This window comes from Yersinia frederiksenii ATCC 33641 (assembly GCF_000754805.1).
GTDB lineage: Bacteria > Pseudomonadota > Gammaproteobacteria > Enterobacterales > Enterobacteriaceae > Yersinia > Yersinia frederiksenii.
Genome location: NZ_KN150731.1, coordinates 2,149,085 through 2,175,790 on the forward strand (window position 1 = coordinate 2,149,085; position 26,706 = coordinate 2,175,790).

Here is a 26,706-nt window from a genome sequence, read left to right on the forward strand (position 1 = left end):
CATGAATTTACCCGATGACCCACGTTTTACTACCCGGATAGTCCACAACATCCCTTTCCATGATATCGACCCTATGGGGGTGGTGTGGCACGGCAATTATTTCCGTTATTTCGAAATTGCCCGTGAGGCATTACTGAACCAAATTGATTATGGCTACCGTGCAATGCAAGCTTCAGGCTATGTTTGGCCAATCGTTGATACAAGAGTGAAATATATTGCACCGCTTGAATTTGAGCAGCGCATTCATATTTGCGCTTCTATTGAAGAATATGAGAATCGCCTACGGATCGGTTACCAGATTTATGATGCCAATAGCGGCAAGCGTATGACGACGGGATATACCATTCAGGTCGCTGTTAAGGCATCGACAAAAGAGATGAGTTTTGTTTCACCGCCAGTGCTGCTAGAAAGAATGGGTATCACTTTATGAAACCTATCCTGACAGCCATATTATTTTGCCTATGTATCAGTGCCCATGCGGTGACATTGTCATCATTACAACAACGATTCAGTGAACAACCGGTATTGCGCGCGGAGTTTGAGCAGCAGCGCAGCATCAGTGGCATGGATAAGCCCTTAAAATCAAGTGGTAATTTACTGATTTCGCGTGAGAAAGGTTTGTGGTGGTCTCAACAGAAACCCTTCGCTTTGACACTTTTGTTAGATGATAAACGTATGGTGCAAACCATGGCGGGCCAACCTTCACAGGTTATTACTGCCGACAGCAACCCACAAATGTTCCAGTTTAATCATTTATTAACGGCGCTCTTTCATGCTGACACCTCAGTTTTGGAGCAGAATTTCACCTTAACATTTACCGATAGTGGTCAAGAACGCTGGGTATTAATGTTAACGCCGAAAACAACGCCACTCGATAAATTGTTTAAAACCATCACGTTGCATGGGCAATATTTCCTGGAAACCATTGATATAGAAGATATGCAGGGAGATGGAACTCACATCCGTTTCTTCAATCAACTCACTGAACCTAAGACACTGAGCCATGCCGAACAGCAGCTTTTTGCGTACTGATTGCCATCGAAAACTGGCCATCGGTTGGTTATTTATCTGCTTGCTGTTGCTAGCAACATTACTCTGGCTGATTCCCCGCAGTCAGGTTAATAGCAGTGTCTTGGCGTTGCTGCCCAAACAGGAGTTGGCAGGTGTTCCTGCCGAATTAACCGAAGGGTTTAGCCAACGCCTTGATCGCCAGTTAGTGTGGCTGGTAAGCCCAGATAAAGAGACATTGGCTCCGGTAAACTGGTGGCTACAGCAATTGCAGAAAATGCCAGAGCTGCATCAAGTCAGTGGTGAAATGACTGCACAACGCCAACAAGAGTGGGGGACTTTTTTCTTTCAGCACCGCAATGTGCTGCTTGATGATGCCACACGTCAGCGATTAAGCCAGGGGGGAGATGCGCAGGCACAGTGGATCCTCGGGCAAGCATACTCAGCATTTGCCGGGGTCAGTGGTAAAGAGTTGAAGTATGACCCACTGCTACTGGTGCGCGGTTCACAGCTAGCACAGCAACAAAATAGTGGCACACTCAGTCTTAATAAAGGATGGCTGGTGGCGAAAGATAGTCACGGGCGTCAATGGTATTTGATCCACGGAGAGTTACGAGCTTCCTCTTATGATATGACCAGTGCGCGTAGCACCGTTGAATCATTGGCGGAATTAAAACAGCAACTTCAACAGCGTTGGCCCGGCACTGAAGTGTTGGAGCGCGGGACGATTTTTTACAGTAATTATGCCAGTCAGCAGGCAGAAAGTGATATTTCGACCATTGGTTTGATCTCGATAGTCGGTGTTTTCCTGCTGGTGTTGATGATGTTTAAATCACTATTACCACTGGGTTTATGTCTTCTATCCATCACTATCGGAGCATTAGCCGGGGCGGTCGCAACGTTACTTGTCTTTGGTGAAGTTCACGTGATGACATTGGTATTAAGCGCCAGCATCATTGGGATTTCAGCCGATTATACCCTTTATTACCTGACCGACCGGATGGCGCATGGCCGTCAGATAACCCCATTAGAAAGCTTGATAAAACTCTTCCCCGCGCTGTCCATGGCACTGCTGACCACCGTCATTGCCTACTTAATTTTACTTATTGCTCCTTTCCCTGGTTTACAGCAATTGGCGATTTTTGCGGCCGCAGGTTTAACCGCTGCCTGTATTACCGTGATGTGTTGGTACCCCATATTGGCTAAGGGATTACCGGTTCGCCCGATCCCTCGTTTAACACTGATTTATTTATGGCTAACTCATTGGCAAAACAATCGTTTGCTGCGATTAGGTCTCCCGGCTGTGATGGTTGTTCTGATTATCAGTGGCGTCACCACATTACAGGTCAATGATGATATTAGTGAATTACAGGCGATGCCTGCTGAATTCCAGCAACAAGAACAGCGCATTGCGGCACTGACCGGACAGCACAGTGACCAGAAATGGTTCGTGGTTTATGGTGATAATGCCGAACAGGCATTACAGCGACTAGAGCAATTCTCGCCACATCTGTTACAGGCTAAAAAGTCAGGATGGATTGAGGGCTATCGTGCGTTGCCATTGCCGTCACTATTACGACAGCAGCAAAACCTTGCGTTACTTGCGCAAACTGCACCGGTTATTATTCAAAAACTACAGCAAGCGGGTATGAGTGTTGCCATGCCAGATATACCTGCCAAGGGCAGCGCTAATATAGGGGTGACCCCGTCACTGTGGCTTGATTCGGTGGTGAGTGAGGGGTGGCGGCTACTCTGGCTGACACTACCTGATGGGCGAACCGCTATGTTGGTGCCTGTTAGTGGTGTCCGTAATCCAACTGCTTTACAGCAGTTAGCTAGTTCGACACCCGGAGTCACTTGGGTTGACCGGAAAACAGAATTCAATGAGTTATTCTCCCTTTACCGCACTTACTTATCATGGCTGCTACTGGTTTCTGTTCTTGTTATAGCCGTAGTTTATTGTTGGCGTTTGGGTGTTCGTCGCGGTTTATCTTGTGTTACTCCCACAATCCTTTCACTCGGAATGGGGCTGGCGGTGCTTTCTTTTAGCGGCCATTCATTGAATCTGTTCTCGTTACTGGCATTGATATTGGTGCTGGGTATTGGCATCAATTATACCTTGTTCTTTACCAACCCCCGCGGGACACCAAGCACCTCAATGTTTGCCATTTTTATGGCGGTGTTTACCACGCAACTGACTTTCGGCATGTTGGTATTTAGCCACACTCAAGCTATCAGTAGCTTTGGCATTGTGCTGAGCAGTGGCGTATTTACTGCCTTTCTATTAGCGCCCCTCGCGCTGCCCAAACCCAAAGGAGAGCGTACGTGAGTTATAAACGCAGTGGGGTGTTGTTGGTTTTCATCTTCTTGATGCTGGGATGCGCCAGTTCGTCGGATCAAACCCAACCTAAAGCTTGGCTTAAACCCGGAGTGAGAGTGGATTTACCGCGACCTACGCTGGCGGAACCTATCAATCAACAGCAGCTATTGACCGCGACAGCACAGGGAAAACAGCAGTCATTATTAGTGCTACTCAATGCTGATGGGCAGCGCTTGACCTTGGTGGGATTATCCCCGCTGGGGATCCGTTTGTTTAAGGTTTCCTATGATCCACAAGGTATTCACTTAGAACAGACCATGAAAATTGTTGGTTTACCTCCAGCAAATCAGGTTCTTGCCGATATTATGTTGAGTTATTGGCCTATTGCGTCATGGCATACACTATTACCTGTCAATTGGCGGCTGGTGGATGAGGGCGATAAGCGCAGGCTCTATGATGATAAAGGCAAAATAGTGACCGAGGTGAGCTACCAAATATCGAATAATAGCCGCCAGCCGATAGCAATTGAGCAATTTATATTTCACTACCACATTACTATCCAGAACGTAGAGGGCTAAGAGCTATGGTCTATTTCTCGGCAGTCGGGATGGTCAATGCGCTCGGCAATTCAGTGTCGGAGGTGAGTGAGAGTCTCAGGGCAGGGCAATCCCTGGGAATGGCTCCACAGCAAGGTTGGCTATTGGACGACTCACCTGTTTGGTTGGGGGCGGTTAATGCTGAGTTACCGCCAGTGCCTGAGTCGCTTTTACAGCACAACAGCCGCAACAATCGCCTGTTGCTGGCAGCATTGCAACAGATTCAGTCTGAAGTTGCTGCCTGTGTCATTCGCTATGGCGCATCAAGGGTGGCGGTAATTATGGGGACCAGCACCTCGGGTATTTTTGAAGGTGAGCGGGCGGTCAGAGAGTATCAACCCGCGACCGATGAAGAGAACGTAGGGGGCTTTCCGGCGGGATATGATTATCAACAGCAAGAATTAGGTGATCCCAGCATCTTCCTTGCTCGTTATTTAGGTTTGACCGGGCCGAGTTATACCTTGTCTACCGCGTGTTCTTCCAGTGTGCGGGCGATTATCAGTGGTCAGCGCCTGATAGAATCAGGCATGGTCGATGCGGCAATCGTCGGTGGTGCAGACAGTTTATGCCGGATGCCAATCAATGGTTTTCACAGCCTTGAGTCATTGTCGGCTGAGCGTTGCACCCCTTTCGCTGCTGAGCGTAAAGGAATCAATGTGGGTGAGGCGGCGGCGTTAATCCTGTTGTCACGCGAGCCTGCACCTGTGGCACTGCTTGGCGTGGGTGAATCTTCCGATGCCTGGCATATGTCGGCTCCCCATCCCGAAGGGCGTGGGGCAGAACATGCCATCAGAATGGCGTTAAGTCAGGCGGAGTTGCAGCCCGCAGGCGTGGGCTACATTAACCTGCATGGCACGGCGACACGTTTAAATGATCAGATAGAAGCTCAGGTTGTGAATCGGATTTTTGGTCATCAAACCCCATGTAGTTCAACTAAACATCTTACCGGACACACTTTGGGGGCCGCAGGTGCGACAGAGGCGGCATTAAGCTGGTTGATGTTGAGCCATGATTTACCTTTGCCGGTGCAAGACTTCACTCTCCGAGCCAGGGACCAGACGTTGGCCGAGATTAATTTGGTCACCGGCCCGGAAAAACTCAAAAAACCGGTTATTTTGTCTAACTCATTCGCTTTTGGTGGCAATAACGCTTGTCTGATTTTGGGAGCCCCTAATGGCGAATTTTGCTGAAAATTATCTTCCTCATCAATCGCCTATGGTGATGTTAGATGAGCTCTGTTCGGTAGGGAAAGAGGATGCCGAATGCCGAGTGACCTTGAGTGAAGATGGTGTTCTTGCGCCTTTCCTCGATGCTGATGGCTGCCTGCCGAACTGGTTTGCCATCGAACTCATGGCGCAAACCATTGGGGTATGGCGGGGTTGGCATGGTTTGGAACAAGCGATGCCACCCTCGATTGGCATGTTGCTTGGCGGACGGGCTATTAGCTGTGAATTACCCGTATTCCCGGCAGGTAGCGAGCTTCGGGTCTACGTTCATTTAATCTTACAAGATGAAAAAATGGGCAGTTTTGAGTGCAGCATCAGCATTGCTGGAAAGCCAGTTGCACGCGGCCGATTAAATACATATCAACCAGATAGCGAAGAAATAAAGAAACTTACATTGGGGAAGGGTGCATGAAGCGTTCTATTTTAGTCACCGGGGCCAGCAAAGGAATAGGGCGGGCCATTGCACTGCGTCTGGCTGCGGATGGTTTTTTGATCGTTGTACATTATCACCGTGATGCCGTCGGCGCTGAGGCAACTCTGGCCCAACTCACGGAAGCGGGTGGTGAAGGGCGCTTAATCAGTTTTGATATCAGTGCCAGACAGCAGTGCAAAGAGGTGCTGGAGCACGATATTGCCACTTATGGCGGCTACTATGGCGTGGTAAATAATGCCGGTATTACTCGCGACGGTGCATTTCCCGCACTGACAGAAGCAGATTGGGACGGTGTTATTCATACCAATCTGGATAGCTTCTATAACGTATTGCACCCCTGCGTAATGCCGATGATCGGCCTGCGTAACGGAGGGCGCATTATTGCACTATCCTCGGTTTCTGGTGTGGTCGGAAATCGCGGTCAAGTCAATTACAGCGCAGCTAAGGCCGGAGTAATTGGCGCATGCAAGGCTCTGGCTCTTGAGCTAGCAAAACGAAAAATTACCGTAAATTGTATCGCGCCGGGTTTGATTGATACCGGCATGATTAATATGGAACCTATAGCGCTGGAAGAAGCGATGCGGATGATCCCACTCAAACGGATGGGGCAAGCCGAAGAGGTGGCTGGGTTAGCCAGTTATCTGATGTCAGACATTGCGGGTTATGTGACTCGCCAGGTGATTTCAATCAATGGAGGAATGATATGAGCAGCAGGATGGTTGCCACCAATAGAGTTGTGATTACCGGAATGAGTGGCGTCACTGCCTTTGGCGATAACTGGGCTGATATTTCGGCGCGTATCTATGCCGGTCAAAATGCCGTGCAATATATGCCGCAGTGGGAAGAATACCAGGGACTGAATACACACTTAGGTGCGCCGATTAACGATTTTGTGGTACCGGCACATTATACCCGTAAACGTATTCGATCGATGGGACGAGTTTCATTGTTGGCTACCCGAGCAACTGAGCTGGCGTTAGAGCAAGCTGGGTTAATTGGTGAGGAAGTGCTAACTAACGGCGACACTGGCATTGCCTATGGCTCTTCTACCGGCAGCACTAAACCGGTGAGTGAATTTGCCACGATGCTGACCGAAAAACACACCAACAATATTACCGGCACCACCTATGTACAAATGATGCCCCATACGGCGGCAGTCAATACCGGGCTATTTTTTGGTTTGCGCGGGCGGGTTATCCCAACCTCAAGTGCCTGTACTTCGGGCAGTCAGGCCATCGGTTATGCCTATGAAGCCATTCGTCATGGTTATCAAACCGTGATGGTCGCTGGTGGTGCGGAAGAGTTGTGCCCTTCAGAGGCGGCAGTGTTCGATACATTATTTGCGACTAGCCAACTGAATGATTCACCCAAATTATCCCCAAGGCCCTTTGATCGTCAGCGCGACGGTTTAGTTATTGGTGAGGGGGCCGGGACGCTGATTCTGGAAGAGTTGGAACATGCTAAAGCACGTGGAGCCACTATATATGGCGAAATCATCGGTTTTTACACTAATTGCGATGCCAGCCATATTACTCAGCCACAAAAAGAAACAATGCAAATCTGTATTGAAAAGGCGCTATTGAGTTCTGGCCTGAGTGCGGCTGACATCGGTTATATCAGTGCTCATGGTACGGCGACCGAACGTGGCGATATTGCAGAAAGTCAGGCTACGGCGGCCATTTTTGGTCATCGAACGCCCATTTCCTCTCTAAAAAGCTATTTTGGCCATACGCTAGGAGCCTGTGGTGCACTTGAAGCCTGGATGAGTTTGGAAATGATGAGAGCTGGGCGCTTTGCCCCAACTATCAACCTAACTGAACCGGATCCTGCCTGTGGTGAGCTGGATTATCTGATGGGGGAAGGGCGCTATATTGATACTGAATTCTTCCAGACAAATAATTTCGCCTTTGGTGGCATTAATACTTCACTGGTGATCCGTCGCTGGCCGTAATCGCCATTAATTTCCTCATTGTTGATTTTTTATCAAAAGTATTGTGTTGAATGATGTGTTTTTAGGCAATAAAACTCTTGGCATAATCACTTCAGATTTTGACTGGGGAGCTCCGGCAAAAGGGCTCTCGGTCAATAGCCCGTTTTTAAACACACATCATTTATTGTCTAATCACGATAAAAAATATTATCTGTTCAAAATGAGGAATTATGATGAGCATACCTGCATTCGGTTTGGGAACTTTTCGCCTTCAAGATCAAATTGTTATTGATTCTGTTAGCCAGGCTTTAAAATTAGGTTATCGCGCAATTGATACCGCCCAAATCTATGAAAATGAAGCGGCAGTGGGCCAGGCCATCGCAGAAAGTGGTATTAATCGTGATGAGTTATTTATCACGACCAAAATCTGGATTGCTAACTTGGCGCAAGGGAAATTAATCCCTAGCCTGCAAGCAAGCTTACAGAAGTTGAAAACCGACTATGTGGATTTAACCTTAATTCACTGGCCATCACCTAATGATGAAGTTTCTGTTGCCGAGTTTATGGCTGAGTTAGTGAAGGCCAAACAGTTGGGGCTGACCCGCCAGATTGGTATTTCTAACTTCACAATTGATTTAATGCAGCAGGCCATTGCGGCTGTGGGCGCAGAGGCCATTGCGACTAACCAAATCGAACTCTCTCCACTATTACAAAATCGCAAAGTTGTTAAGTTCGCCCAGGAACAAGGTATTGCGATTACCTCTTATATGACATTGGCTTATGGTAAAGCACTTGATGAGCCGGTTATCAAGGCTATCGCTGAGAAACATGCGGCGACCCCTGCTCAAGTGATTTTAAGCTGGGCAATGCAACAGGGTTACAGTGTTATTCCCTCATCAACCAAAGTGGCAAACTTAGCCAGTAACTTGTTGGCTCAGGAATTACAGTTAAGTGCAGACGATATGGCACTGATTGCTACCCTGGATCGTGACGATAGACTGGTCAGCCCTGATGGTCTGGCACCCAAGTGGGATTAATCCCTGCTTAAATGACGAAGCAAACCACCTCGCAAGGGTGGTTTTTTATTTTGCAGCATGGCCCGAAACTAGGCGTTCATTGATAAAGTCAATAAAGCAGCGCAGCCGATTACTGACCGCTTGGTCACTGTAGTACACCGCATTAATTGGCATGGCAACCGGCAAGGTGTGCTCTTCCAGTATCGGCACCAAATCCCCGCGTTGCAGATCTTGTTGAATCATAAAGTCAGACAGACAGGCAATGCCATTGCCTTCAAGGCAGAGGCGGCGCTGTGTTTCGCCATTATTTGAGGTTAAATCTGATGTTATTTCATAAAGTTGCCCATCAGGTCCGGCGAGCGGCCAGCGATTTAGCACCGGCAAATCAATAAATCCCAGACAGACGTGATGCTGTAGGTCTGCCACCGTTTGTGGTGTGCCATGCTGTCTTAGATAGGCGGGGGAGGCTAGCAGATGGCGATAGCTGGTCATGAGTTTTCTGGCGCGCAAGGTCGAATCCTGCAAAGTGCCGACCCTGATAGCAATATCAACTTTTCGCTCGATAAGATTAATGAAGGTCTCAGATGAGACCAGCGATAAGGTGACTAAAGGGTAACGTTGACGAAATTCAGCCATCAGCGGCGCCAGGACATGCAATACCACCGGGGTTGAAGCATCGATGCGCAGCAATCCTTTCGGATTTAGCTGGCTGTCTAACAGTTCATTTTCAGCGGTGGCCATGTCGCGCAAAATATTTTGTACTCGGCGAAAATAGTGCTCGCCTTCTTGCGTCAGGCTGATTTGCCTTGTGGTGCGGTTAAGCAGGGTGACACCTAACTTACCTTCCAATCTTTTTACAGTTCTACTGACCACCGAATTGGCTTGTTCAAGCTGCTCTGCCGCACGGCTGAAACTGCCACACTCCACCACAGTTACGAAGGTAATCAGCTCATCTGAGTTTGCTTTCATTGTTGCTACTCCAGCAAAAATATTTTGATATTTTGAGCATTTTTGTCATTTAAGCATAGGTCCATAATCTCCGCTATCAAGTTGACCCATTTTAATTGAACTGAATTTCTGGAGTAAATTATGCCACTCGCTTTACTGGCGCTGACCATCAGTGCATTCGCTATTGGTACCACGGAGTTTGTTATTGTTGGGTTGGTACCGACAATTGCTGAACAATTAGGGGTTTCTGTCCCCTCAGCTGGTTTGTTAGTTTCAATTTATGCATTAGGGGTTGCTATTGGTGCTCCGGTGCTAACCGCATTAACCGGGCGTATTCCACGTAAAATGCTATTGATTGGTCTGATGGTATTATTCACCTTAGGTAACTTATTAGCTTGGCAATCCCCCGGTTATGAATCATTGGTGATAGCCCGCTTATTAACTGGTTTGGCACATGGGGTGTTTTTCTCTATCGGCTCGACGATTGCCACCAGTCTGGTACCTAAAGAGAAAGCAGCCTCAGCAATAGCCATTATGTTTGGCGGCTTAACAGTGGCATTGGTCACGGGAGTTCCACTCGGAACATTTATTGGGCAGCATTTCGGCTGGCGAGAAACGTTCCTTGCAGTATCACTGATTGGTGTGGTTGCGACTATCGCCAGTGCTATTTTGGTGCCTAATAATATTCCTCAGCAAGCTTCAGCTAGTATAAAACAGCAATTGCAGGTACTGACTCACCCTCGTTTACTGCTGATTTATGCAATTACTGCATTAGGGTATGGCGGTTTCTTCACGATGTTTACTTTCTTGGCCCCAGTTATGCAGGAGTTGTCCGGCTTCTCGGCTGCTGCCGTGAGCTGGATTTTACTGGCATACGGTGTCTCAGTTGCCATTGGTAATATTTGGGGCGGTAAACTGGCCGACCGGCATGGTGCGGTACCTGCGTTGAGTTTTATCTTTACTGCACTGGCTGCTTTGTTATTTGTTTTCCAGTTTAGTGCCAGCCATAGTATTGCTGCGCTGATTACCTTACTGGTTATGGGCATTTTTGCTTTTGGCAATGTCCCAGGCTTGCAGGTCTATGTGGTGCAAAAGGCGCAACAGTATACGCCACACGCGGTTGATGTTGCCTCAGGTTTGAATATCGCGGCATTCAACGTAGGCATTGCATTAGGTTCAATTATTGGCGGTCAGACAGTCACTCGTGTGGGATTGGCACAAACACCGTGGATTGGTGGCGTGATTGTCATCGGTGCATTATTGCTGGTGACACTGAGTGGCAAACTCGACAAAAAGTCCCTGCGCCCGGTTACGATAAGCTAGGTCTCATTTCAAACATTCACTATTCGCCCGCTTTTGCGGGCTTTTTTGTTAATAGAAGCCTTATTAGTGCATTATGAATGACATACATTGAATCTACTCTTGGATATCCTAAGACCAGCAGCATAAGCTGGGGAAAAGACATTACTGACCGGAGCATCTGAGCGTATAATCAGAAGACTACCGGCTGCGGTTATCCCACAAGCCAGAGTGATTTTGAATAAGGAATAGGCCATCAAAGTGCCGAAACGAACATATGCAATGCGGTATGTTGCAGGTCAACCGGTTGAACAGATTTTCCCTGGCTCCGCTAAACAATTGGGGCAGGGGTTACCGCCAGGCACGCCATTGCCTACCTCAGAATTCCTACGTGTGATGGTGTGGAACATCTTTAAGCAGCAGCGGGCTGAATGGCTATCGGTGCTCAAAGGGTTCGGTCGGGATGCTCAACTGATGTTGTTGCAAGAAGCTCAAACAACACCCGAGCTGGTGAGGTTTGCTACGTCCCATTATCAAGCAGCTGACCAAGTGCCAGCCTTTGCACTACCTCAGCACCCCTCAGGTGTGATGACGTTAGCAGCCACACACCCAGTCTACTGTTGCCCGCTGCGCGAGCGCGAGCCGTTACTGCGGTTATCTAAATCGGCATTAATCACTGTTTACCCCATTCATGATGGTCGCTTACTGATGGTAGTAAATATTCATGCCGTGAACTTTAGTCTAGGTGTCGATGTTTACAGTAAACAGTTAGAGCCTATTGGTGAGCAGATTGCCATGCATCGAGGCCCGGTTATTCTGGCGGGGGATTTCAATGCCTGGAGCCGTCAGCGGGTTAATGCTTTGCAGCGCTTTGCTCAAGGAGCCGGATTGGCCGAAGTTGAGTTTCAGGCTGATCATCGTAGCCGAGCTTTTGGCCGCCCTCTGGATTTTGTGTTTTATCGTGGCCTCACCCTTGCCGATGCCTCGGTATTAGTCACCCGCGCGTCTGATCACAATCCACTGTTGGTCGAATTCCAGCCATAAAAAAAGCACCCCGAAGGGTGCTTTTTAACAGCTTTCTACCGATTCTAATGTTAGGCATCCGGAGTCGATTTGTTGTTAACAAACAACGTCAATTTCAAACCGGGTACTAATTTATTAGCTTTGCTGATTACCGAATTCCATCGCATCACATCGTCGGTGTTTACACCGTGACGCTTGGCAATACTGGCAAATGAATCACCTTTACGAACCTGATAGGTGATGCTGTTGCTGGTTGTATTGCTTGCCAGTTGCAGGGTTTGCCCAACTTTTAAGGTGCTCGAGGCACGTAAGTTGTTCCAACTCTGCAAATCGCTGGTCTTGATATTCAACCGCTTGGCAATCGTAGATAAGGTATCGCCGGGGCGAACTTTATACTGCGAACTTGATGCTGATGTTGTGCTGCTCTGTGCCAACTTGGTTGGTTGAACCGCGGCAATATCGGTATCTGCCAATGAATCTTTAAGCTGCTCAGCATGGGCTTTCGGCAACATAATATAACGAGGACCATGTCCATCAGGTGCCGTTACATTGCGCTTATACCCAGAATTAAAGGATTTCAACTTAGTAAGTGACATCCCCGCCATCTCAGCCGCCTGAGTTAGCTGTATCTGCTGACCAACATCCACACGCGCTAAGGCACGGTCTTTGTCGGGTTCAGGTAAGGTTATACCGTACTTTTTGCTGTTCTTGATTAATTCACCCAAGGCCAGCATTTTTGGAACATAAATTGACGTTTCACGAGGAAGCGACAATGCCCAAAAGTTCGTCGGTTTACCCTTTGCCTTATTAGCTTTCACCGCCTGCATGACTCTGCCTTCACCACTGTTATATGCAGCGACTGTTAACAACCAGTCACCGTTAAACATTTTGTTCAGGCGCTCCATCATATCAAGCGCTGCTTTGGTAGAAGCAACCACATCTCTGCGGCCGTCATACCATTGGTTTTGTTTCAAGCCATAATTTCGACCGGTACTTGGCACTATCTGCCATAGCCCTGCGGCGTTGGCGGATGATGTCGCGTGTGGGTCAAAAGCGCTCTCCACTATGGGTAGCAGTACCAGTTCCATCGGCATCTTACGTTTCTTAATCTGCTCGACTATCAGGTACATGTACGGCTCTGCCCGTAATGTTACATCGTGGAGATAGCTCTTATTTTTTAAGTATTTTTGCTTCTGTTCACGGATCCGGGAATTCTCCGGAACCTTCATCTTCAGCTCGTCGCTAATGAAGTTCCACAAATCTTGCTGCGCGAGGCCACTTTCACTATCAAGCCATCGCGCGGAACCCTCTCGGGCGCTATTTATGTACTTTCCTGCTTCACTTTCTTGACCTGCCGAAGACAAACTCTGTGCATGCTGTACAGGAACCTGTACGCCCACCTTGGACGACTGGCACCCAACAAGCAAGACTGAGGCGAGAAATATCGCTTTGGTCTTCATGTGTGTGTCAATGTAGTTGCTTAAAAGACGAGCAATCATACTTTGCTTCGACAAAAAACACAACTAAAAGCTCAGAAGCGGTCTTTCTGGGCACGTAATTCGGAAAAAACTGAGACAAGTGACTCTGGCGGTGAAATTACGCCTATTTTCCTTTGTAAATCAACGTCATTGCAACGTAAAAAAACATTAATTTTACGTTCAATTTGCAATTTTACCGGTAGGCTAGGTAGGTTTTTTGCACGTAATTGCATGATTTGTTGTTGATATGTAGCAATGTCATGGTCCGATGGCAGAATAAAACGAGCAAACTTAAGATTGGCGAGAGTGTATTCATGCGCGCTGCAAATTAAGGTTTCGTCAGGAAGCTGCGCGAGCTGTTGAATAGACGAGTACATTTGCGCTGCTGTGCCTTCAAATAGCCTGCCGCAGCCGGCAGAAAAAAGTGTATCACCACAGAAAAGATAAGGTTTGCTGTAGTATGCGATATGTCCCAAGGTGTGTCCGGGCACAGCAAATACGTGGTAATTTTGACCAGCAATTACCAGGTCATCGTCCCCTTTTACGATAACTGTCGCCCCTTTATTGGCAGTTTCTTGCGGCCCATAGACGGGAATATTAGGGTAATGACGACGTAACTCAGCAACACCGCCGACGTGATCATTGTGGTGATGGGTCAGTAATATGGCTTGGGGAAGATAGTCACCTTGGTTCAGCATGGCCAATACCGGATGCGCTTCACCAGGATCAACGATAACGCAATGTTTCTGTGAGTCTGCTAATAGCCAAATGTAATTGTCTTGAAACGCAGGAATGCTGATAAGATTCATTTGATACCTCTACTCTAATGGCTTGAAAGAAGATAATAAAACATGAAACCAGCACAGACACACCAAAAGATAGATGCGCCCGCATCCTGGGCTGAGTTACCTTGGGGTGAGTATTATCGCGCAGCAATTGAGCAGCAATTGCAACCTTGGTGGCCGAAATTCTTTGGTTTCCACTTATTGAAAATAGGCCATTTAAGCGCGGAAATCGCCAGTGATAAATGTGCGATCTCCCATCAGGTTAATGTGGGCGAGCAAGGCAAAAATATGCAAGTGCTTGCCAGCCCGTACCAATTACCTTTTGCTGAAAAGTCAGTAGATGCTTGTTTGTTATCTCATACTTTAGCCTACGCCTCTGACCCGCACCGCATTTTACGTGAGGTGGATCGCGTCCTGATTGATGATGGCTGGCTGGTTATTAGTAACTTTAACCCACTGAGTTTATTAGGGGCAGGGAAGTTGGTGCCATTACTCCGTCAGCGGCAGCCCTACGTTAGCCGAATGTTTACCCAGATGCGTTTGTTAGATTGGCTAAGTTTATTGAATTATGAGGTTTTGTATTTATCACGCTTTCACGTGCTGCCGTGGCACAAAGAAGGTGGGCGCTTTATCAGCACCCATTTGCCTGCATTGGGGTGTGTCAGCCTGATTGTTGCCCGTAAGCGCACCATCCCGTTAACGTTCAATCCGATGAAATTTGGTGCGCGTAAACCGTGGTTTAGCCGGGCTGTGGGAGCAACTAAAAGTTATCGTGATCAACCCTGAACTGCCCGCAACATCAAATATAGAGTCTTATCCAACGTCAAAGACGGAGGAAGGATTAATCAGGGTTATAGCCGCTATCTTCTAGTGTCGGTGAATTTGCGCCTTGACGGGCCAATTCATCACAACGTTCATTCTCTGGATGACCCGCATGACCTTTTACCCATTCCCATTGCACTGTATGGGTTTGGATGGCTAGATCCAGCCGCTGCCATAAGTCGACATTCCGCACCGGTTTGCGGTCAGTTGTTTTCCAGCCACGCTTTTTCCAATTGTGAATCCACTGGGTGATACCTTGACGAACATATTGGCTGTCGGTGCTGAGTGTCACTTTACAAGGAGAGGTTAAGGCTTCCAGCGCCACAATGGCTGCCATCAACTCCATGCGGTTGTTAGTGGTGAGAAAATAGCCCGCACTAAAAGTTTTTTCATGCTGTTTGTAACGCAAAATTGCGCCATAACCACCGGGCCCCGGATTGCCAAGGCAAGATCCGTCGGTGAAAATTTCTACCTGCTTAGTCATCTCTGGTAGACTCATCCTATCTGTTTAAACGTTAAGTCTGACATAAACGAGCGCTATGAGCACTGGCAATATGCAAGTTACACCGACCAGACAGATTGTTCTGGATACTGAAACCACCGGTATGAATAAACTTGGCGTTCATTACGAAGGCCATAAAATTATTGAGATCGGCGCGGTTGAAGTGATCAACCGTCGCCTGACGGGCAGAAATTTTCATGTCTATGTGAAACCTGATCGTCTGGTGGATCCAGAAGCTTATGGTGTTCACGGTATCAGTGATGAGTTTCTGGCAGATAAGCCGACTTTTGCGGATATTACTCCTGAATTTCTCGAATTTATCCGCGGTGCTGAGTTAGTCATCCATAACGCGGCGTTCGATATCGGCTTTATGGATTACGAATTCCGTATGTTGCAGCAGGATATTCCAAAAACGGAAACCTTCTGTACCATCACCGATAGCCTGTTACTGGCCCGCCGCCTGTTCCCCGGCAAGCGAAATAACCTCGATGCGCTGTGTGATCGCTACCAGATAGACAACACCAAACGAACATTGCACGGCGCGTTACTCGATGCCGAAATTCTGGCTGAAGTTTATCTGGCGATGACTGGCGGTCAAACTTCACTTTCTTTCTCAATGGAAGGTGACCAGTCGCAGAATGACTCTTCAGAAGATATTCAGCGCATTATCCGCCCAGCCTCTGGATTGAAAATTATTTATGCGGCTGATGAAGAGCTAGAAGCCCATAATTCACGCCTGGACTTGGTCATGAAAAAGGGCGGCAGTTGCTTGTGGCGAATGCCGTTGGAGCCAGAAGAGAGCGCTAACGCAGAATAAAGTGATATTCAGTCGAAAAACTGTGCAACCGGCTTATTTTACTAGAAAAAGTGTTGACGAGATCGTGTTCCATACGTAATATTCGATTCGTTCTTAACCGGAACAGCAGCGTGGTGCGGTAGTTCAGTCGGTTAGAATACCGGCCTGTCACGCCGGGGGTCGCGGGTTCGAGTCCCGTCCGCACCGCCAACATTCAGAAGCCCTGAGTTAGCAATAACTCAGGGCTTCGTTGCATTTAGGTTCCCGCAAATACATTCCCGAAAAACCCGTTTGAGGGATCGCCGGGCAGATAAGAAAAACAGATACCCGTGGGTATCTGTTGAAGCGGTTTTACTGCGCAGCCTTAGTGTTTCCGGCTTCGGCGGCGGTTTTCACCCAACCATCAAAGGTGGCCTGATGCGCTTGAATCCAACCATTCACATGACGTTCAATATCGGCATCTGACGATTCACCAGCATGCATCCGCATATTCTGAGCATTCACATCATTAATGGATAATTTCATGATGGAGAACAGTTTAGCGGCGGCAGGGTTGGCTTCAGCCCACTTTTTGTTCGCCACAATGTGCATCACACTGGGTGGGAAACCATAGTTCGCGCCGTTAGAAAGCTGGGTATCGATAGTTTTATCTGGTAAGGATGAGAATGGCACCTGTAACCATACAACATCACGCCCCGGCACCAAGACATCACTGACCCAATATGGCGTCCAAGTGTAGTACAGAATCGGTTTGCCTTCTTTGTAACGGGTGATGGTATCGGCAATCATGGCGGCATAGTTACCCTGATTGTGGGTCACGGTATCGCTCAAACCATAAGCCTGGATTTGATGATTGATCGGTGCTTCACAACCCCAGCCTGGGTTACAGCCGGTAAGATCGGCTTTGCCATCATTATTGGCATCAAACAACTTGGCGATTTTTGGATCTTTTAGCTGCTCAATATTGGTGATGTGGTATTTATCGGCGGTTTTTTTGTCGATCAAATAACCCTGCGCCAAGCCTTCAATGAAGTTACCCTGACGGTAGAATTTGGCATCACCACCGGCCGCGGCATATTGGTCGTTATGCAGTGGCACCCAGTTGACAGCCAAGAAAGTGGCATCACCTGCGGCAATGGAAGAATAGGCAACATTGTAATCAACTTCTTTGGTCGGCTGGACATCATAACCGAGCTTTTCCAGCGCTTTATTCACCAGTGAGGTCTGGAAGGTCTCTTCCGAAATGGTACTTTGCAGAGGCAAGACCGTAATGCCTTTGCCAGGTAACTCTGCTGCGGATAACTGAGTGCTGATCAGTGTGGTGAGGGCCAGGGCCCAGACTCTTGTCGTGCGCATAGTTTTTCCTTTTATCCCCTGCGTCCTTGACGCTGCTGCTGTGTTAGCGGCGCTCGCGCACCCGAATCACTTACTCATGTAAGCTCAGCGGGATTTGCTCACTTGCAGCCTTGCCGCAGCGCCAATGACTTTGGGTATAGTATTGAGTGTAATGAGCTGAAATTACTTAGTGCTACGGAATGGTTTAGTCAGCAGCCCAATTGGGCCGGTGGCATACCAGTGGCTGACACCTTTACTGCGGCGATCGCGGCCTAATGATTGGGTCAGACGGTCAAGAATAATCGCCAGAATTACGATACCCATACCACCCACCGCGGCTAACCCCATATCGAGTCGGCCAATCCCACGCAGTACCATTTGGCCTAAGCCTCCTACGGCAATCATTGAGGCGATAACCACCATCGACAGTGCCAGCATCAAGGTTTGGTTGACACCCGCCATGATGGTGGGCATTGCCAGTGGTAACTGTACTTTGAACAGCAATTGGCGTGGATTTGCCCCAAAGGATTCTGCTGCTTCAATCAGATCTTCCGGCACTTGCTTAATGCCGAGAATGGTCAGGCGGACAATAGGTGGCAGAGCAAAGATAATCGTCACCACCACACCGGGGACATTACCGATACCAAATAACATGACGATAGGCACCAGATAGACGAACGCTGGTGTGGTTTGCATGGCATCCAATAAAGGGCGAATGATACGAGCGGCATTATTACTGCGTGCTAACCATATCCCGAGCGGTAGTCCGATAAGGATACAGAAGAACAGCGAAGTCAGAACTAACGCCAGTGTCACCATGGCTTGCGACCAGGCACCAATAGCGCCGATAGCCACCAGTGATACCAAGGTTGCGACTCCCATTCCCAAGGTAGAGAACTGCCAGGCGATCAAAGCGAAAACTAAAATAGCAATTGGCGCTGGCATGCCCAACAACAAGTGTTGGAAGCCGCTAAGAATAAAATCAACCGGTACACGAATACCCTGGAACAGCGGGCGAAAATGCAGCACAACCCAATCAATGCCGTGGGTGACCCATGAATCCAGCGGCAACCAAGTGGTATGGAAGGGGTCCATCAAGCTGAAGTGTTCGGGTGCGGCGGCAGGAGCGCTGTTGAGCCAGTCAGTATTTGCGACTTGGCTCTGTGCGGCCTGAGTGGCAACCTCATGGCTGGTACTCCCTGCGGCATGGCTACCTTCGGCCATGCTGGCTCCCCAAGGGTCAGCAGCGGCTGACAAGCTCTGAGGGGCATCTGTTGTGGCAGGAGCGGCGGATGCTGCAGCATCCGTTGCCCACGGGTTACTGACGGTTTGATCGTTAACCTGGATTTGATCACTCATTTGGCGTCTCCTTATCTAGGGCCTGCAGCAGCATGGCTTTGGAAATAATACCGATATAACTGTTATCTTCACCGACCACAGGAACCGCGCACGGCGCCTGTGCAACCAGTGAAATCAACTCACTAAGAGGCATATCAGCGGGAACCGGGGCCGGATCAGCCAGCAAGGCACTATCCAGTGATTGGTTCTCAGCTAAGGCTTTTTTCAGTGAGTCTATCGATACCACGCCAATAAACTTCTGCCCGCGTTCCAGCACATAGCCGTAATCGCGATCTTCATCCTGAAGCAGTTTTAACGCTGAACGAGGGCCGAAACCCGGGGTTTTACGGATCAAAGATACCGGGCGACGGCGCGCGATATCTTTGGCACTGAACACATGACTGATATCGACACCACGGAAGAAGGTGCGAACATAGTCATTGGCCGGATTATTCAGTATCTCATCCGGTGTGCCGACTTGAACGACTTCGCCGCCCTGCATAATGGCGATGCGATCGCCAATACGCATCGCTTCATCCAGATCATGAGAGATAAAGACAATGGTGCGTTGATGTTTGGCCTGTAATTTGACCAACTCATCTTGCATTTCGGTTCGGATTAATGGGTCGAGAGCCGAGAAAGCCTCATCCATCAATAAGATATCGGGATTATTTGCCATCGCACGGGCAAGCCCAACACGCTGACGCATCCCGCCGGAAAGCTCATCGGGATAGGACTGTGCGTAACTTTCCAGACTCACCTGACGTAATGCTTCCAGTGCTTTTTCATGGCGTTCTTGTTGTGGGACGCCGGCGAGCTCCATGCCGAATGCGGTGTTGTCGAGCACATTCAAATGGGGCATTAATGCAAAGGATTGGAAGACCATACTAATCTTGTTACGGCGCACGGTGCGCAGGGCACTATCAGATATCTTGGCAATATCTTCGCCGTCGATCAGTACTTCGCCACGGGTGGGTTCTATCAGACGATTGAGAAGGCGTACCAGGGTGGATTTACCGGAACCGGATAACCCCATGATGACGAATATCTCGCCTTCTTCAATGGCCAGATTGGCATCTTTAACGCCAACGGACAAACCGGTTTTGGCAAATATCTGCTCTTTATTTTTACCTGATTCAAGCAGTTTAAAAGCGCGTTCGGGATGCTCACCAAATATCTTATATAGGTTTTTTACTTCGAGTTTAATTGCCATGCAGCTGGTGTATTCCTCTGTCAATTTTAAATTATTTTTATTCGATCAATATTATCCTGATGAAAAAATAGAGCGCCATATACCCTAACACAGTGAGAATCTGAGACAACCCTCAATATTCCTATAATCAAAATTTCAATAGTCCTCATCTCAATATATATCTTTTTAAATGGTTAATTTACTTATGTTAATATTGTGGTTTTTCCTCATTGAGGCATGGCGTAATATTGCTGTTGTGATCGGCGTCTAATTATTGACTGAATGGTGTAAATATTGCACATATATCTTTAATGCATTCACTATATTATTATCGATTATATTCACCCAATATCTTTGTCTGATTAACGACCAAATCAAATGCGGTTAATCAGCCTGAAATGAACAATGCAGCGCTGCCGAATCCCCCTAATGCTCTAGCCTGCGGCCAAATGAGTAGCCAAGTAATAGTTTCAAATTTTGGTATGAAATTGACCTGTTGAAGTGACGAAACAGAGGTGGAGTTGGAGGGGGATTTTTACGTTATCACTGCAGGAATATGATGGGAAAAAAATGGGCAAGCCACGGCTGCCGCCCATCAGTGTGGCATGCCCCTTTTTTAAGTGACAATAAGGGGAATCAAAAGAAGGTTGAGAAAGCTTAAAAATTCCAGTCTTCGTCTTCAGTACTGACTGCTTTACCGATCACATAAGATGAACCTGAGCCGGAGAAGAAATCGTGGTTTTCATCAGCATTTGGCGATAATGCCGCCAAAATAGCCGGGCTGACGGCCGCCTGGCTTGCCGGGAACAATGCCTCATAACCTAAATTCATTAATGCTTTATTTGCATTATAATGCAGAAATTTTTTGACATCTTCTGTCCAACCGACGTCATCATAAAGATCTTCTGTATAGCGGACTTCATTGTCATATAAGTCTTGCAGCAAGTCGAAAGCAAAATTCTTTATTTCTTGACGTCGGTTATTATCAACTCTCTCTAATCCTTTCTGGAATTTGTAACCAATGTAATACCCATGTACCGCCTCATCGCGGATGATCAGCCTAATAAGGTCAGCTGTATTGGTTAATTTGGCCCGACTTGACCAATACATCGGCAAATAGAATCCAGAATAGAATAGGAATGACTCCAAAAATACACTGGCAATCTTTTTCTTCAGTGGGTCGTCATTATGATAATGCTGAAGGATAATATCGGCTTTCTTTTGTAGCGGGCCATTCTCCTCACTCCAACGATAGGCATCATCCACATCAGATGTCATGCAAAGTGTAGAAAAAATAGAGCTATAAGAGCGGGCGTGGACTGCCTCCATAAAGCTGATATTTGAAAAAACGGCTTCTTCATGGGGGGTGATGGCATCTTTAATCAACGCCGGTGCCCCCAGAGTATTTTGAATAGTATCCAGCAGTGTCAGGCCGGTAAAAACTCGAATGGTCAGTTGTTGCTCATTGGGGGCCAGTGTGGCCCAAGAGGGAATATCATTTGATAGCGGGACTTTTTCCGGTAACCAAAAGTTTGCCGTCAGACGGTTCCATACTTCCAGATCTTTATCGTCTTCAATTTTATTCCAATTGATGGCACTGACCGGTGTTATCAGTTTTACTGTATTCATAGATAATTCCCTATTAATCCGATTCTGCTTATTCAGTACCGCGCATTACAGCGAGCAGGAAACACAACCTTCAACTTCGGTGCCTTCAAGCGCCATCTGACGTAGTCGAATGTAATAAATAGTTTTAATCCCTTTCTGCCAGGCATATATCTGCGCTTTATTGATATCGCGGGTAGTGGCGGTATCGCGGAAAAACAGCGTCAGTGATAACCCTTGGTCAACATGTTGGGTGGCCTCAGCATAGGTATCGATGATTTTCTCCGGACCTATCTGATAAGCATCTTGGTAATATTCAAGATTCTCGTTGGTCATATAAGGTGCGGGATAATATACGCGGCCAATTTTGCCTTCTTTGCGGATCTCAATCGGCGAGACAATCGGGTGGATACTTGATGTCGAATGATTGATATATGAGATAGAACCGGTCGGCGGTATGGCTTGCAAGTTCTGATTATAAATACCGTGCTCCATCACTGAGTTGCGTAACTTTTCCCAGTCCTGCTGATTTGGAATGGCAATGCCAGACTTGGCAAACAGTGCCTGTACTTTGGCGGTTTTAGGTTGCCAACTCTGTTCCACATACTTAGTAAAATAACGGCCAGAAGCATAATCTGATTCGTCGAAGCCTTTAAAGTGGCTGCCTCGCTCTATTGCCAATAGATTGGATGCGCGGATCGCGTGATATACCACGGTGTAAAAATAGATATTGGTAAAGTCCAGTGCCTCTTCTGAGCCGTAAAAAATACGTTCACGCGCCAGATAACCGTGCAGATTCATCTGCCCCAAACCAATGGCATGAGACTCCTGGTTACCTTTTTCAATGGAGGGCACCGAGCGAATGTTGCTCATATCTGAGACTGCGGTCAACCCACGAATGGCGGTTTCAATTGATTTGCCAAAGTCAGGTGAATCCATGGTGTGGGCGATATTCAGCGAACCAAGGTTACAGGAGATATCCTTGCCAATATGGTGATAACTAAGGTCATCGTTGTATTCGGTTGGTGAATTAACCTGCAAGATTTCTGAGCACAAATTGCTCATGTTGATCCGGCCTTTAATCGGATTAGCACGATTGACCGTATCCTCAAACATCATATAGGGATAGCCGGATTCAAACTGGATCTCTGCCAGAATCTGGAAGAACTCACGCGCTTTGATTTTGCTTTTACGTATGCGTTTGTCATCAACCATTTCGCGGTATTTTTCACTGATGCTGATTTCTGACATCGGCACGCCATAAACCAGCTCGACATCATAAGGAGAGAATAGGTACATCTCCTCGTTATTTTTCGCCAGTTCAAAGGTGATATCCGGAATAACGACCCCCAGCGACAGGGTTTTAATGCGGATCTTTTCGTCGGCATTCTCTCGTTTGGTATCGAGAAAACGTAAAATATCCGGATGATGGGCGTGAAGATATACCGCACCAGCCCCTTGGCGCGCGCCTAACTGATTAGCATAAGAGAAAGCATCCTCCAGCATTTTCATGATAGGAATAACGCCAGAAGACTGATTTTCAATGCGTTTTATGGGAGCGCCAACTTCTCGAATATTGCTCAGTAGGAAAGCCACACCGCCGCCACGTTTAGAAAGTTGTAGCGCCGAGTTAATCGAACGGCCAATTGACTCCATATTGTCTTCCATGCGCAGCAGGAAGCAGGAAACCAGCTCGCCGCGCTGATTTTTGCCGCAATTGAGGAATGTTGGCGTGGCGGGTTGGAAGCGGCCAGAGGTCATCTCTTCGACCAAATCCCTTGCGACTTGCGGGTTGCCCGCCGCCAGCGTCAAGGCAACCATGCAAACGCGATCTTCATAGCGTTCCAAATAGCGTTTGCCATCAAAGGTTTTCAGGGTATAGCTGGTGTAATACTTAAATGCGCCAAGGAAAGTCGGGAAGCGAAATTTTTTGCTATAAGCTTGCTGAAATAAGCTTTTGATAAAGCTGAAATTATACCTCTCCAGCACCTCTTTCTCGTAATATCCTTCTTCAACCAGATAATCGAGTTTTTCCTGCAAATTATGGAAGAACACGGTGTTTTGATTAACGTGCTGCAAGAAATATTGCCGGGCAGCCAGACGGTCTTTATCAAACTGGATACGTCCGTCGGCATCATAGAGGTTCAACATCGCATTCAGTGAGTGGTAGTCAAGTTCACTGCTGGATGGATCGGTAATTTTCACTGTTGTCGTTGCCAAAATTCAGTTACTCCCTTGCGCACATTTGCCACATCTTCTGCTGTACCCAGTAGTTCAAAGCGATACAGATATGGAACCTGGCATTTTTGGGAAATAATCTTCCCCGCCAGACAGTAGGCGTCGCCAAAATTAGTGTTACCCGCAGCAATCACACCGCGAATTAATGAACGGTTGTGGGGATCATTCAGGAATCTAATCACCTGAATGGGCACCGCACCAACTGGGCTGCCCCCACCATAACTGGGTACGAGCAAAATATAGGGCTGTTCAATCCGTAGTTTTTCTCGCGCACCGGCAATGGGAATTCGGATTGCCGGGAGTTCCAGCCTCCCGACAAAACGGTGCGTGTTTTCTGATGAACTGGAGAAATACACCAGCGGATTCATTTGATTGCCCTCATCAAGCACCGACGGCCTGAACCAGTGCACTGATTTTGTCAGGGCGAAAGCCAGACCAATGTTCTTCCCCGGCAATAATGACCGGAACCTGCTGATAACCAAGAGATTTAACATGATGCAAAGCCTGTAAATCTTCAGTTAAATCAATCACCTGATAAGAAATCCCTTGTTTATCCAATGCACGGTAAGTGGCATTGCACTGGACACAATCAGGTTTACTGTAAATAATAATGCTCATGATTCGCATTTACCTTTTATCTTAAGGAAAGGCGGGCTTAGCAGGTTGTCCCTGTCGTATTGCAAAACACAGGGTTGTTGGCTGCTCTCACTCACCCAACTCCTTGGGTTTATTTCGTTGCCGTTCCAACTTGAGATCTGTTGGGAATGGCGTCTGTTGGCGACCTACCTCTGATTATCAGCTACGGTTTCATTCTCGTAAGTGATAAATCAAATACTATATCTAGTGTTTAAATAATTCAACCACACTACATGTAGTTATTTGTGGGTAATTTATGCACATAATAGAGACAAGACCGTCAGCACGGGGCTGGCAGCTGCTTTGACTAATGATAAGCAGGATGAAAATATTTCTGAGGTGAATAGCCTGTGGAAGAAATGTTTATTAGCGCAAGCTAACGGTAGTCGGTTAAATGCATTCTTAATACTGATAGCAAAAGTTAAATCGGAAATTTCAACATCAGTAAAATGCATTTTTAAGGCATTGAAAGTGCTGTCCGGAGACCCACTAGTAGTAATGGTTGAACAACAGGCAGGAGGAATTCAGTTGCTGGCCTAGTTGGATCGACGCTTTATCGATAGCGATGTTGCTGCATAGACGCAAAGTCAGGGGCTTACTATTGCAGCGGTATCAGATTGGGTGTTGGAAACCAAAGTCGCTAAGGGCAGAAAGGCTCATACCCTGAATCGGTTGGTGGCACGACTCGCTGAAGTAATCTTGTCTTCCTCTAAGCAATTATAGGTGCTGGCCCGTGGTGAAGATCACCCGGGCCTCCGATAAAAAAACCTATAAATACGGCCGTAGACACAGCAATGAGGAGGGATTATCGGTAATCAGAGGGATATCAGCGGCGTGTTAATAGCACACCCAGTACGAGACCTATCGCCGCACCAATACCAACACCTTGCCATGGTTTATCATGTACGTAGTTATCGGCATTGCCAGCGACGTCGCGTGCATGCTGTTTCAAGCTGGTTGAGCCGCTGAAACGTGCTCGAGCATCGCGTAATACTCCCTCGGCATTTTGGCGCACCTTGGCGAGTTCCTCTTTTGTTTTCTCACCTGATGAGCGCAAGACATCGTCAAGGGTATCTGCCAGAAGAGTCACATCCTGATCGAGATCTCTTTCCACTTTTTCTGATTTCTTGAACATTTGACGCTCCATTTTGCTTAATGAACACTAAGCATAGACCATCAGGGCTCGTGTCAATTGGCTTCAGGAGTAATCTGAATCAGGGACTTAGCAGCCAGCGGCAATAAAATCGCCATGTGTACTGATTGGAATGATGGAGTTAAACGGTACCAAACCGAATAGAATCAATAGCAATACACCAATGAGCATAGCAATACGTGCCGTATGAATTAATTGTCCGCTGAGTATTCGGCAATTCATGCTAACCAGTATTTCACGGGCATGATAAACCAGTGTCGCCACTATTATGATCGGCAGTGCGGTTCCCAATATCATACTCATGACGGCAATCATTCCCCAATTAAACATACCGCTCGCATTAGCAAACACGAATACCATGATGTCCCCACAGCAGGGCGAATAGTAACCGCAATTGTCATCAAAATAGTGGAAATAACAATCACGATGGCTTTGTACATTTGGTTACTCAACGAAACCAATGACTCACGGAAAGGAAAATTTCATTCCTCTATGATTCTTCCAACGGCCCCACCGGGGGCTTAGCGAAATAAACTCTGAGGATTTTAAAATGAAAAAAGTATTAGCGCTGATCGTTGCTGCAACCATGGGTCTGTCTTCTGTTGCTTTCGCTGCTGAAACTACTGCGGCTGCAACAGCAGCACCAGCTGCAACCAGCACTGTTGCCGCGCCTGCTGCAGAAAAAGCTGCACCAGCTAAAGCAACTCATCATAAAAAACATAAAGCCACTAAACAAACCACAGAACAAAAAGCACAAGCTGCCAAAAAACACGAGAAAAAAGCCCCTGCTCAAAAAGCACAGGCAGCTAAAAAACACGAGAAAAAAGCGCCTACTCAAAAAGCACAAGCAGCTAAAAAACACCATAAAGCCGCTAAAAAATCAGCAACTGCACCAGCTGCATAATGATGTCAGAATGCGGGGTGCTGAGCACCGCACAATCTAGCCAATGACAGACACCCGGTTAATTCCGGGTGTCTTTTTTATAGACTAATCAGCATGATCAATTGTTATCTGTTTGAACTCATT

At 47.4% G+C, this 26,706-nt stretch carries 27 protein-coding genes, 1 tRNA gene and 1 pseudogene; 15 read left to right on the forward strand and 14 right to left on the reverse strand.

Annotated elements, in window-relative coordinates; translation table 11 throughout:
* The first annotated feature begins 1 nt into the window (after window position 1).
* The 9 genes from DJ58_RS12220 to dkgB all read left to right on the forward strand — a co-directional run bounded on the left by DJ58_RS12220 (window position 2) and on the right by dkgB (window position 8,550).
* Window positions 2–430: an acyl-CoA thioesterase gene (locus DJ58_RS12220; RefSeq protein WP_004711665.1), complete on the forward strand. Its 429-nt coding sequence runs from the start codon at window positions 2–4 to the stop codon at window positions 428–430.
* Window positions 427–1,032 carry a LolA family protein gene (locus DJ58_RS12215; RefSeq protein ID WP_032911711.1) on the forward strand — a complete coding sequence of 202 codons (606 nt, stop codon included), beginning with the start codon at window positions 427–429 and terminating at the stop codon, window positions 1,030–1,032. The genes DJ58_RS12220 and DJ58_RS12215 overlap by 4 nt, the downstream gene beginning before the upstream one ends.
* Entirely contained in the window at window positions 1,004–3,337 is a 2,334-nt protein-coding gene (locus tag DJ58_RS12210; RefSeq protein WP_032911710.1) for an MMPL family transporter, read from the forward strand. The genes DJ58_RS12215 and DJ58_RS12210 overlap by 29 nt, the downstream gene beginning before the upstream one ends.
* A gap of 41 nt (window positions 3,338–3,378) precedes the next feature.
* Window positions 3,379–3,906 (forward strand): DUF3261 domain-containing protein, encoded by a 528-nt coding sequence (locus DJ58_RS12205; RefSeq protein ID WP_050132372.1) that lies wholly within the window; start codon window positions 3,379–3,381, stop codon window positions 3,904–3,906.
* 5 nt (window positions 3,907–3,911) lie between these two features.
* A complete protein-coding gene (locus DJ58_RS12200; protein ID WP_032911708.1) occupies window positions 3,912–5,114 on the forward strand; it encodes a beta-ketoacyl-[acyl-carrier-protein] synthase family protein in 1,203 nt (400 codons plus the stop codon).
* Window positions 5,098–5,562: a hotdog family protein gene (locus DJ58_RS12195; protein ID WP_032911707.1), complete on the forward strand. Its 465-nt coding sequence runs from the start codon at window positions 5,098–5,100 to the stop codon at window positions 5,560–5,562. Before DJ58_RS12200 ends, DJ58_RS12195 begins: the two co-directional genes overlap by 17 nt.
* Entirely contained in the window at window positions 5,559–6,290 is a 732-nt protein-coding gene (locus DJ58_RS12190; protein ID WP_032911706.1) for a 3-ketoacyl-ACP reductase FabG2, read from the forward strand. Before DJ58_RS12195 ends, DJ58_RS12190 begins: the two co-directional genes overlap by 4 nt.
* Window positions 6,291–6,298: 8 nt before the next feature.
* Window positions 6,299–7,534 (forward strand): beta-ketoacyl-ACP synthase, encoded by a 1,236-nt coding sequence (locus DJ58_RS12185; RefSeq protein ID WP_004711650.1) that lies wholly within the window; start codon window positions 6,299–6,301, stop codon window positions 7,532–7,534.
* Between the two features lie 212 nt (window positions 7,535–7,746).
* Window positions 7,747–8,550, forward strand: coding sequence for a 2,5-didehydrogluconate reductase DkgB (gene dkgB / locus DJ58_RS12180; protein WP_032911705.1), 804 nt, complete (start codon window positions 7,747–7,749; stop codon window positions 8,548–8,550).
* A gap of 45 nt (window positions 8,551–8,595) precedes the next feature.
* Here dkgB and yafC read toward each other — a convergent pair whose 3' ends face one another.
* Window positions 8,596–9,498, reverse strand: coding sequence for a DNA-binding transcriptional regulator YafC (gene yafC, locus DJ58_RS12175; protein ID WP_004711645.1), 903 nt, complete (start codon window positions 9,496–9,498; stop codon window positions 8,596–8,598).
* 120 nt (window positions 9,499–9,618) lie between these two features.
* Between yafC and DJ58_RS12170 the strand changes: the two genes are divergently transcribed.
* Together DJ58_RS12170 and DJ58_RS12165 are read left to right on the forward strand one after the other, a co-directional pair.
* Entirely contained in the window at window positions 9,619–10,800 is a 1,182-nt protein-coding gene (locus DJ58_RS12170; RefSeq protein ID WP_004711644.1) for an MFS transporter, read from the forward strand.
* Between the two features lie 237 nt (window positions 10,801–11,037).
* Window positions 11,038–11,820 carry an endonuclease/exonuclease/phosphatase family protein gene (locus tag DJ58_RS12165; RefSeq protein ID WP_071985049.1) on the forward strand — a complete coding sequence of 261 codons (783 nt, stop codon included), beginning with the start codon at window positions 11,038–11,040 and terminating at the stop codon, window positions 11,818–11,820.
* A 50-nt stretch (window positions 11,821–11,870) separates the two neighbouring features.
* Here DJ58_RS12165 and mltD read toward each other — a convergent pair whose 3' ends face one another.
* Window positions 11,871–13,259: a murein transglycosylase D gene (gene mltD / locus DJ58_RS12160; protein WP_032911704.1), complete on the reverse strand. Its 1,389-nt coding sequence runs from the start codon at window positions 13,257–13,259 to the stop codon at window positions 11,871–11,873.
* Window positions 13,260–13,330: 71 nt separating this feature from the next.
* A complete protein-coding gene (gene gloB / locus DJ58_RS12155; RefSeq protein WP_004711639.1) occupies window positions 13,331–14,086 on the reverse strand; it encodes a hydroxyacylglutathione hydrolase in 756 nt (251 codons plus the stop codon).
* A 42-nt stretch (window positions 14,087–14,128) separates the two neighbouring features.
* Here gloB and DJ58_RS12150 point away from each other — a divergent pair, with 42 nt between their 5' ends.
* Window positions 14,129–14,848 (forward strand): class I SAM-dependent methyltransferase, encoded by a 720-nt coding sequence (locus DJ58_RS12150; protein WP_004711638.1) that lies wholly within the window; start codon window positions 14,129–14,131, stop codon window positions 14,846–14,848.
* Window positions 14,849–14,903: 55 nt separating this feature from the next.
* Here DJ58_RS12150 and rnhA read toward each other — a convergent pair whose 3' ends face one another.
* A complete protein-coding gene (gene rnhA / locus DJ58_RS12145) occupies window positions 14,904–15,368 on the reverse strand; it encodes a ribonuclease HI (protein ID WP_032911703.1) in 465 nt (154 codons plus the stop codon).
* A gap of 70 nt (window positions 15,369–15,438) precedes the next feature.
* Here rnhA and dnaQ point away from each other — a divergent pair, with 70 nt between their 5' ends.
* Both dnaQ and DJ58_RS12135 read left to right on the forward strand, forming a co-directional pair.
* Window positions 15,439–16,203: a DNA polymerase III subunit epsilon gene (gene dnaQ / locus DJ58_RS12140; protein WP_032911721.1), complete on the forward strand. Its 765-nt coding sequence runs from the start codon at window positions 15,439–15,441 to the stop codon at window positions 16,201–16,203.
* 112 nt (window positions 16,204–16,315) lie between these two features.
* A tRNA-Asp gene (locus DJ58_RS12135) sits at window positions 16,316–16,392 on the forward strand.
* A gap of 141 nt (window positions 16,393–16,533) precedes the next feature.
* On the opposite strand, the gene proX is transcribed toward DJ58_RS12135, so the two are convergent.
* The 10 genes and pseudogenes from proX to DJ58_RS0121785 all read right to left on the reverse strand — a co-directional run bounded on the left by proX (window position 16,534) and on the right by DJ58_RS0121785 (window position 26,039).
* On the reverse strand, window positions 16,534–17,538 hold the full coding sequence (proX, locus tag DJ58_RS12130; protein ID WP_004711632.1) for a glycine betaine/L-proline ABC transporter substrate-binding protein ProX: 1,005 nt from the start codon (window positions 17,536–17,538) through the stop codon (window positions 16,534–16,536).
* Between the two features lie 162 nt (window positions 17,539–17,700).
* Window positions 17,701–18,876 carry a glycine betaine/L-proline ABC transporter permease ProW gene (gene proW / locus DJ58_RS12125; RefSeq protein ID WP_032911702.1) on the reverse strand — a complete coding sequence of 392 codons (1,176 nt, stop codon included), beginning with the start codon at window positions 18,874–18,876 and terminating at the stop codon, window positions 17,701–17,703.
* Complete coding sequence (gene proV / locus DJ58_RS12120) at window positions 18,869–20,068, reverse strand: glycine betaine/L-proline ABC transporter ATP-binding protein ProV (RefSeq protein ID WP_004711630.1); 1,200 nt, start codon at window positions 20,066–20,068, stop codon at window positions 18,869–18,871. Before proV ends, proW begins: the two co-directional genes overlap by 8 nt.
* 636 nt (window positions 20,069–20,704) lie before the next feature.
* Window positions 20,705–21,676, reverse strand: coding sequence for a class 1b ribonucleoside-diphosphate reductase subunit beta (nrdF, locus tag DJ58_RS12115; RefSeq protein WP_004711628.1), 972 nt, complete (start codon window positions 21,674–21,676; stop codon window positions 20,705–20,707).
* Window positions 21,677–21,721: 45 nt separating this feature from the next.
* Complete coding sequence (gene nrdE / locus DJ58_RS12110; protein ID WP_161598515.1) at window positions 21,722–23,872, reverse strand: class 1b ribonucleoside-diphosphate reductase subunit alpha; 2,151 nt, start codon at window positions 23,870–23,872, stop codon at window positions 21,722–21,724.
* Window positions 23,854–24,258 carry a class Ib ribonucleoside-diphosphate reductase assembly flavoprotein NrdI gene (gene nrdI, locus DJ58_RS12105; protein WP_004711624.1) on the reverse strand — a complete coding sequence of 135 codons (405 nt, stop codon included), beginning with the start codon at window positions 24,256–24,258 and terminating at the stop codon, window positions 23,854–23,856. The genes nrdE and nrdI overlap by 19 nt, the downstream gene beginning before the upstream one ends.
* A 13-nt stretch (window positions 24,259–24,271) precedes the next feature.
* A complete protein-coding gene (gene nrdH, locus DJ58_RS12100) occupies window positions 24,272–24,508 on the reverse strand; it encodes a glutaredoxin-like protein NrdH (protein WP_004711621.1) in 237 nt (78 codons plus the stop codon).
* Window positions 24,509–24,900: 392 nt separating this feature from the next.
* Window positions 24,901–25,026 (reverse strand): annotated as a pseudogene (locus DJ58_RS24040) (carboxymuconolactone decarboxylase family protein); the annotation flags it as partial.
* A 326-nt stretch (window positions 25,027–25,352) separates the two neighbouring features.
* Window positions 25,353–25,661, reverse strand: a complete 309-nt coding sequence (locus tag DJ58_RS12095; RefSeq protein WP_032911700.1) for an ElaB/YgaM/YqjD family protein — start codon at window positions 25,659–25,661, stop codon at window positions 25,353–25,355.
* Window positions 25,662–25,748: 87 nt separating this feature from the next.
* Complete coding sequence (locus DJ58_RS0121785; protein ID WP_050300835.1) at window positions 25,749–26,039, reverse strand: hypothetical protein; 291 nt, start codon at window positions 26,037–26,039, stop codon at window positions 25,749–25,751.
* A gap of 190 nt (window positions 26,040–26,229) precedes the next feature.
* Here DJ58_RS0121785 and asr point away from each other — a divergent pair, with 190 nt between their 5' ends.
* Entirely contained in the window at window positions 26,230–26,583 is a 354-nt protein-coding gene (gene asr, locus DJ58_RS12090) for an acid resistance repetitive basic protein Asr (RefSeq protein WP_004711614.1), read from the forward strand.
* Window positions 26,584–26,706: the final 123 nt, after the last annotated feature.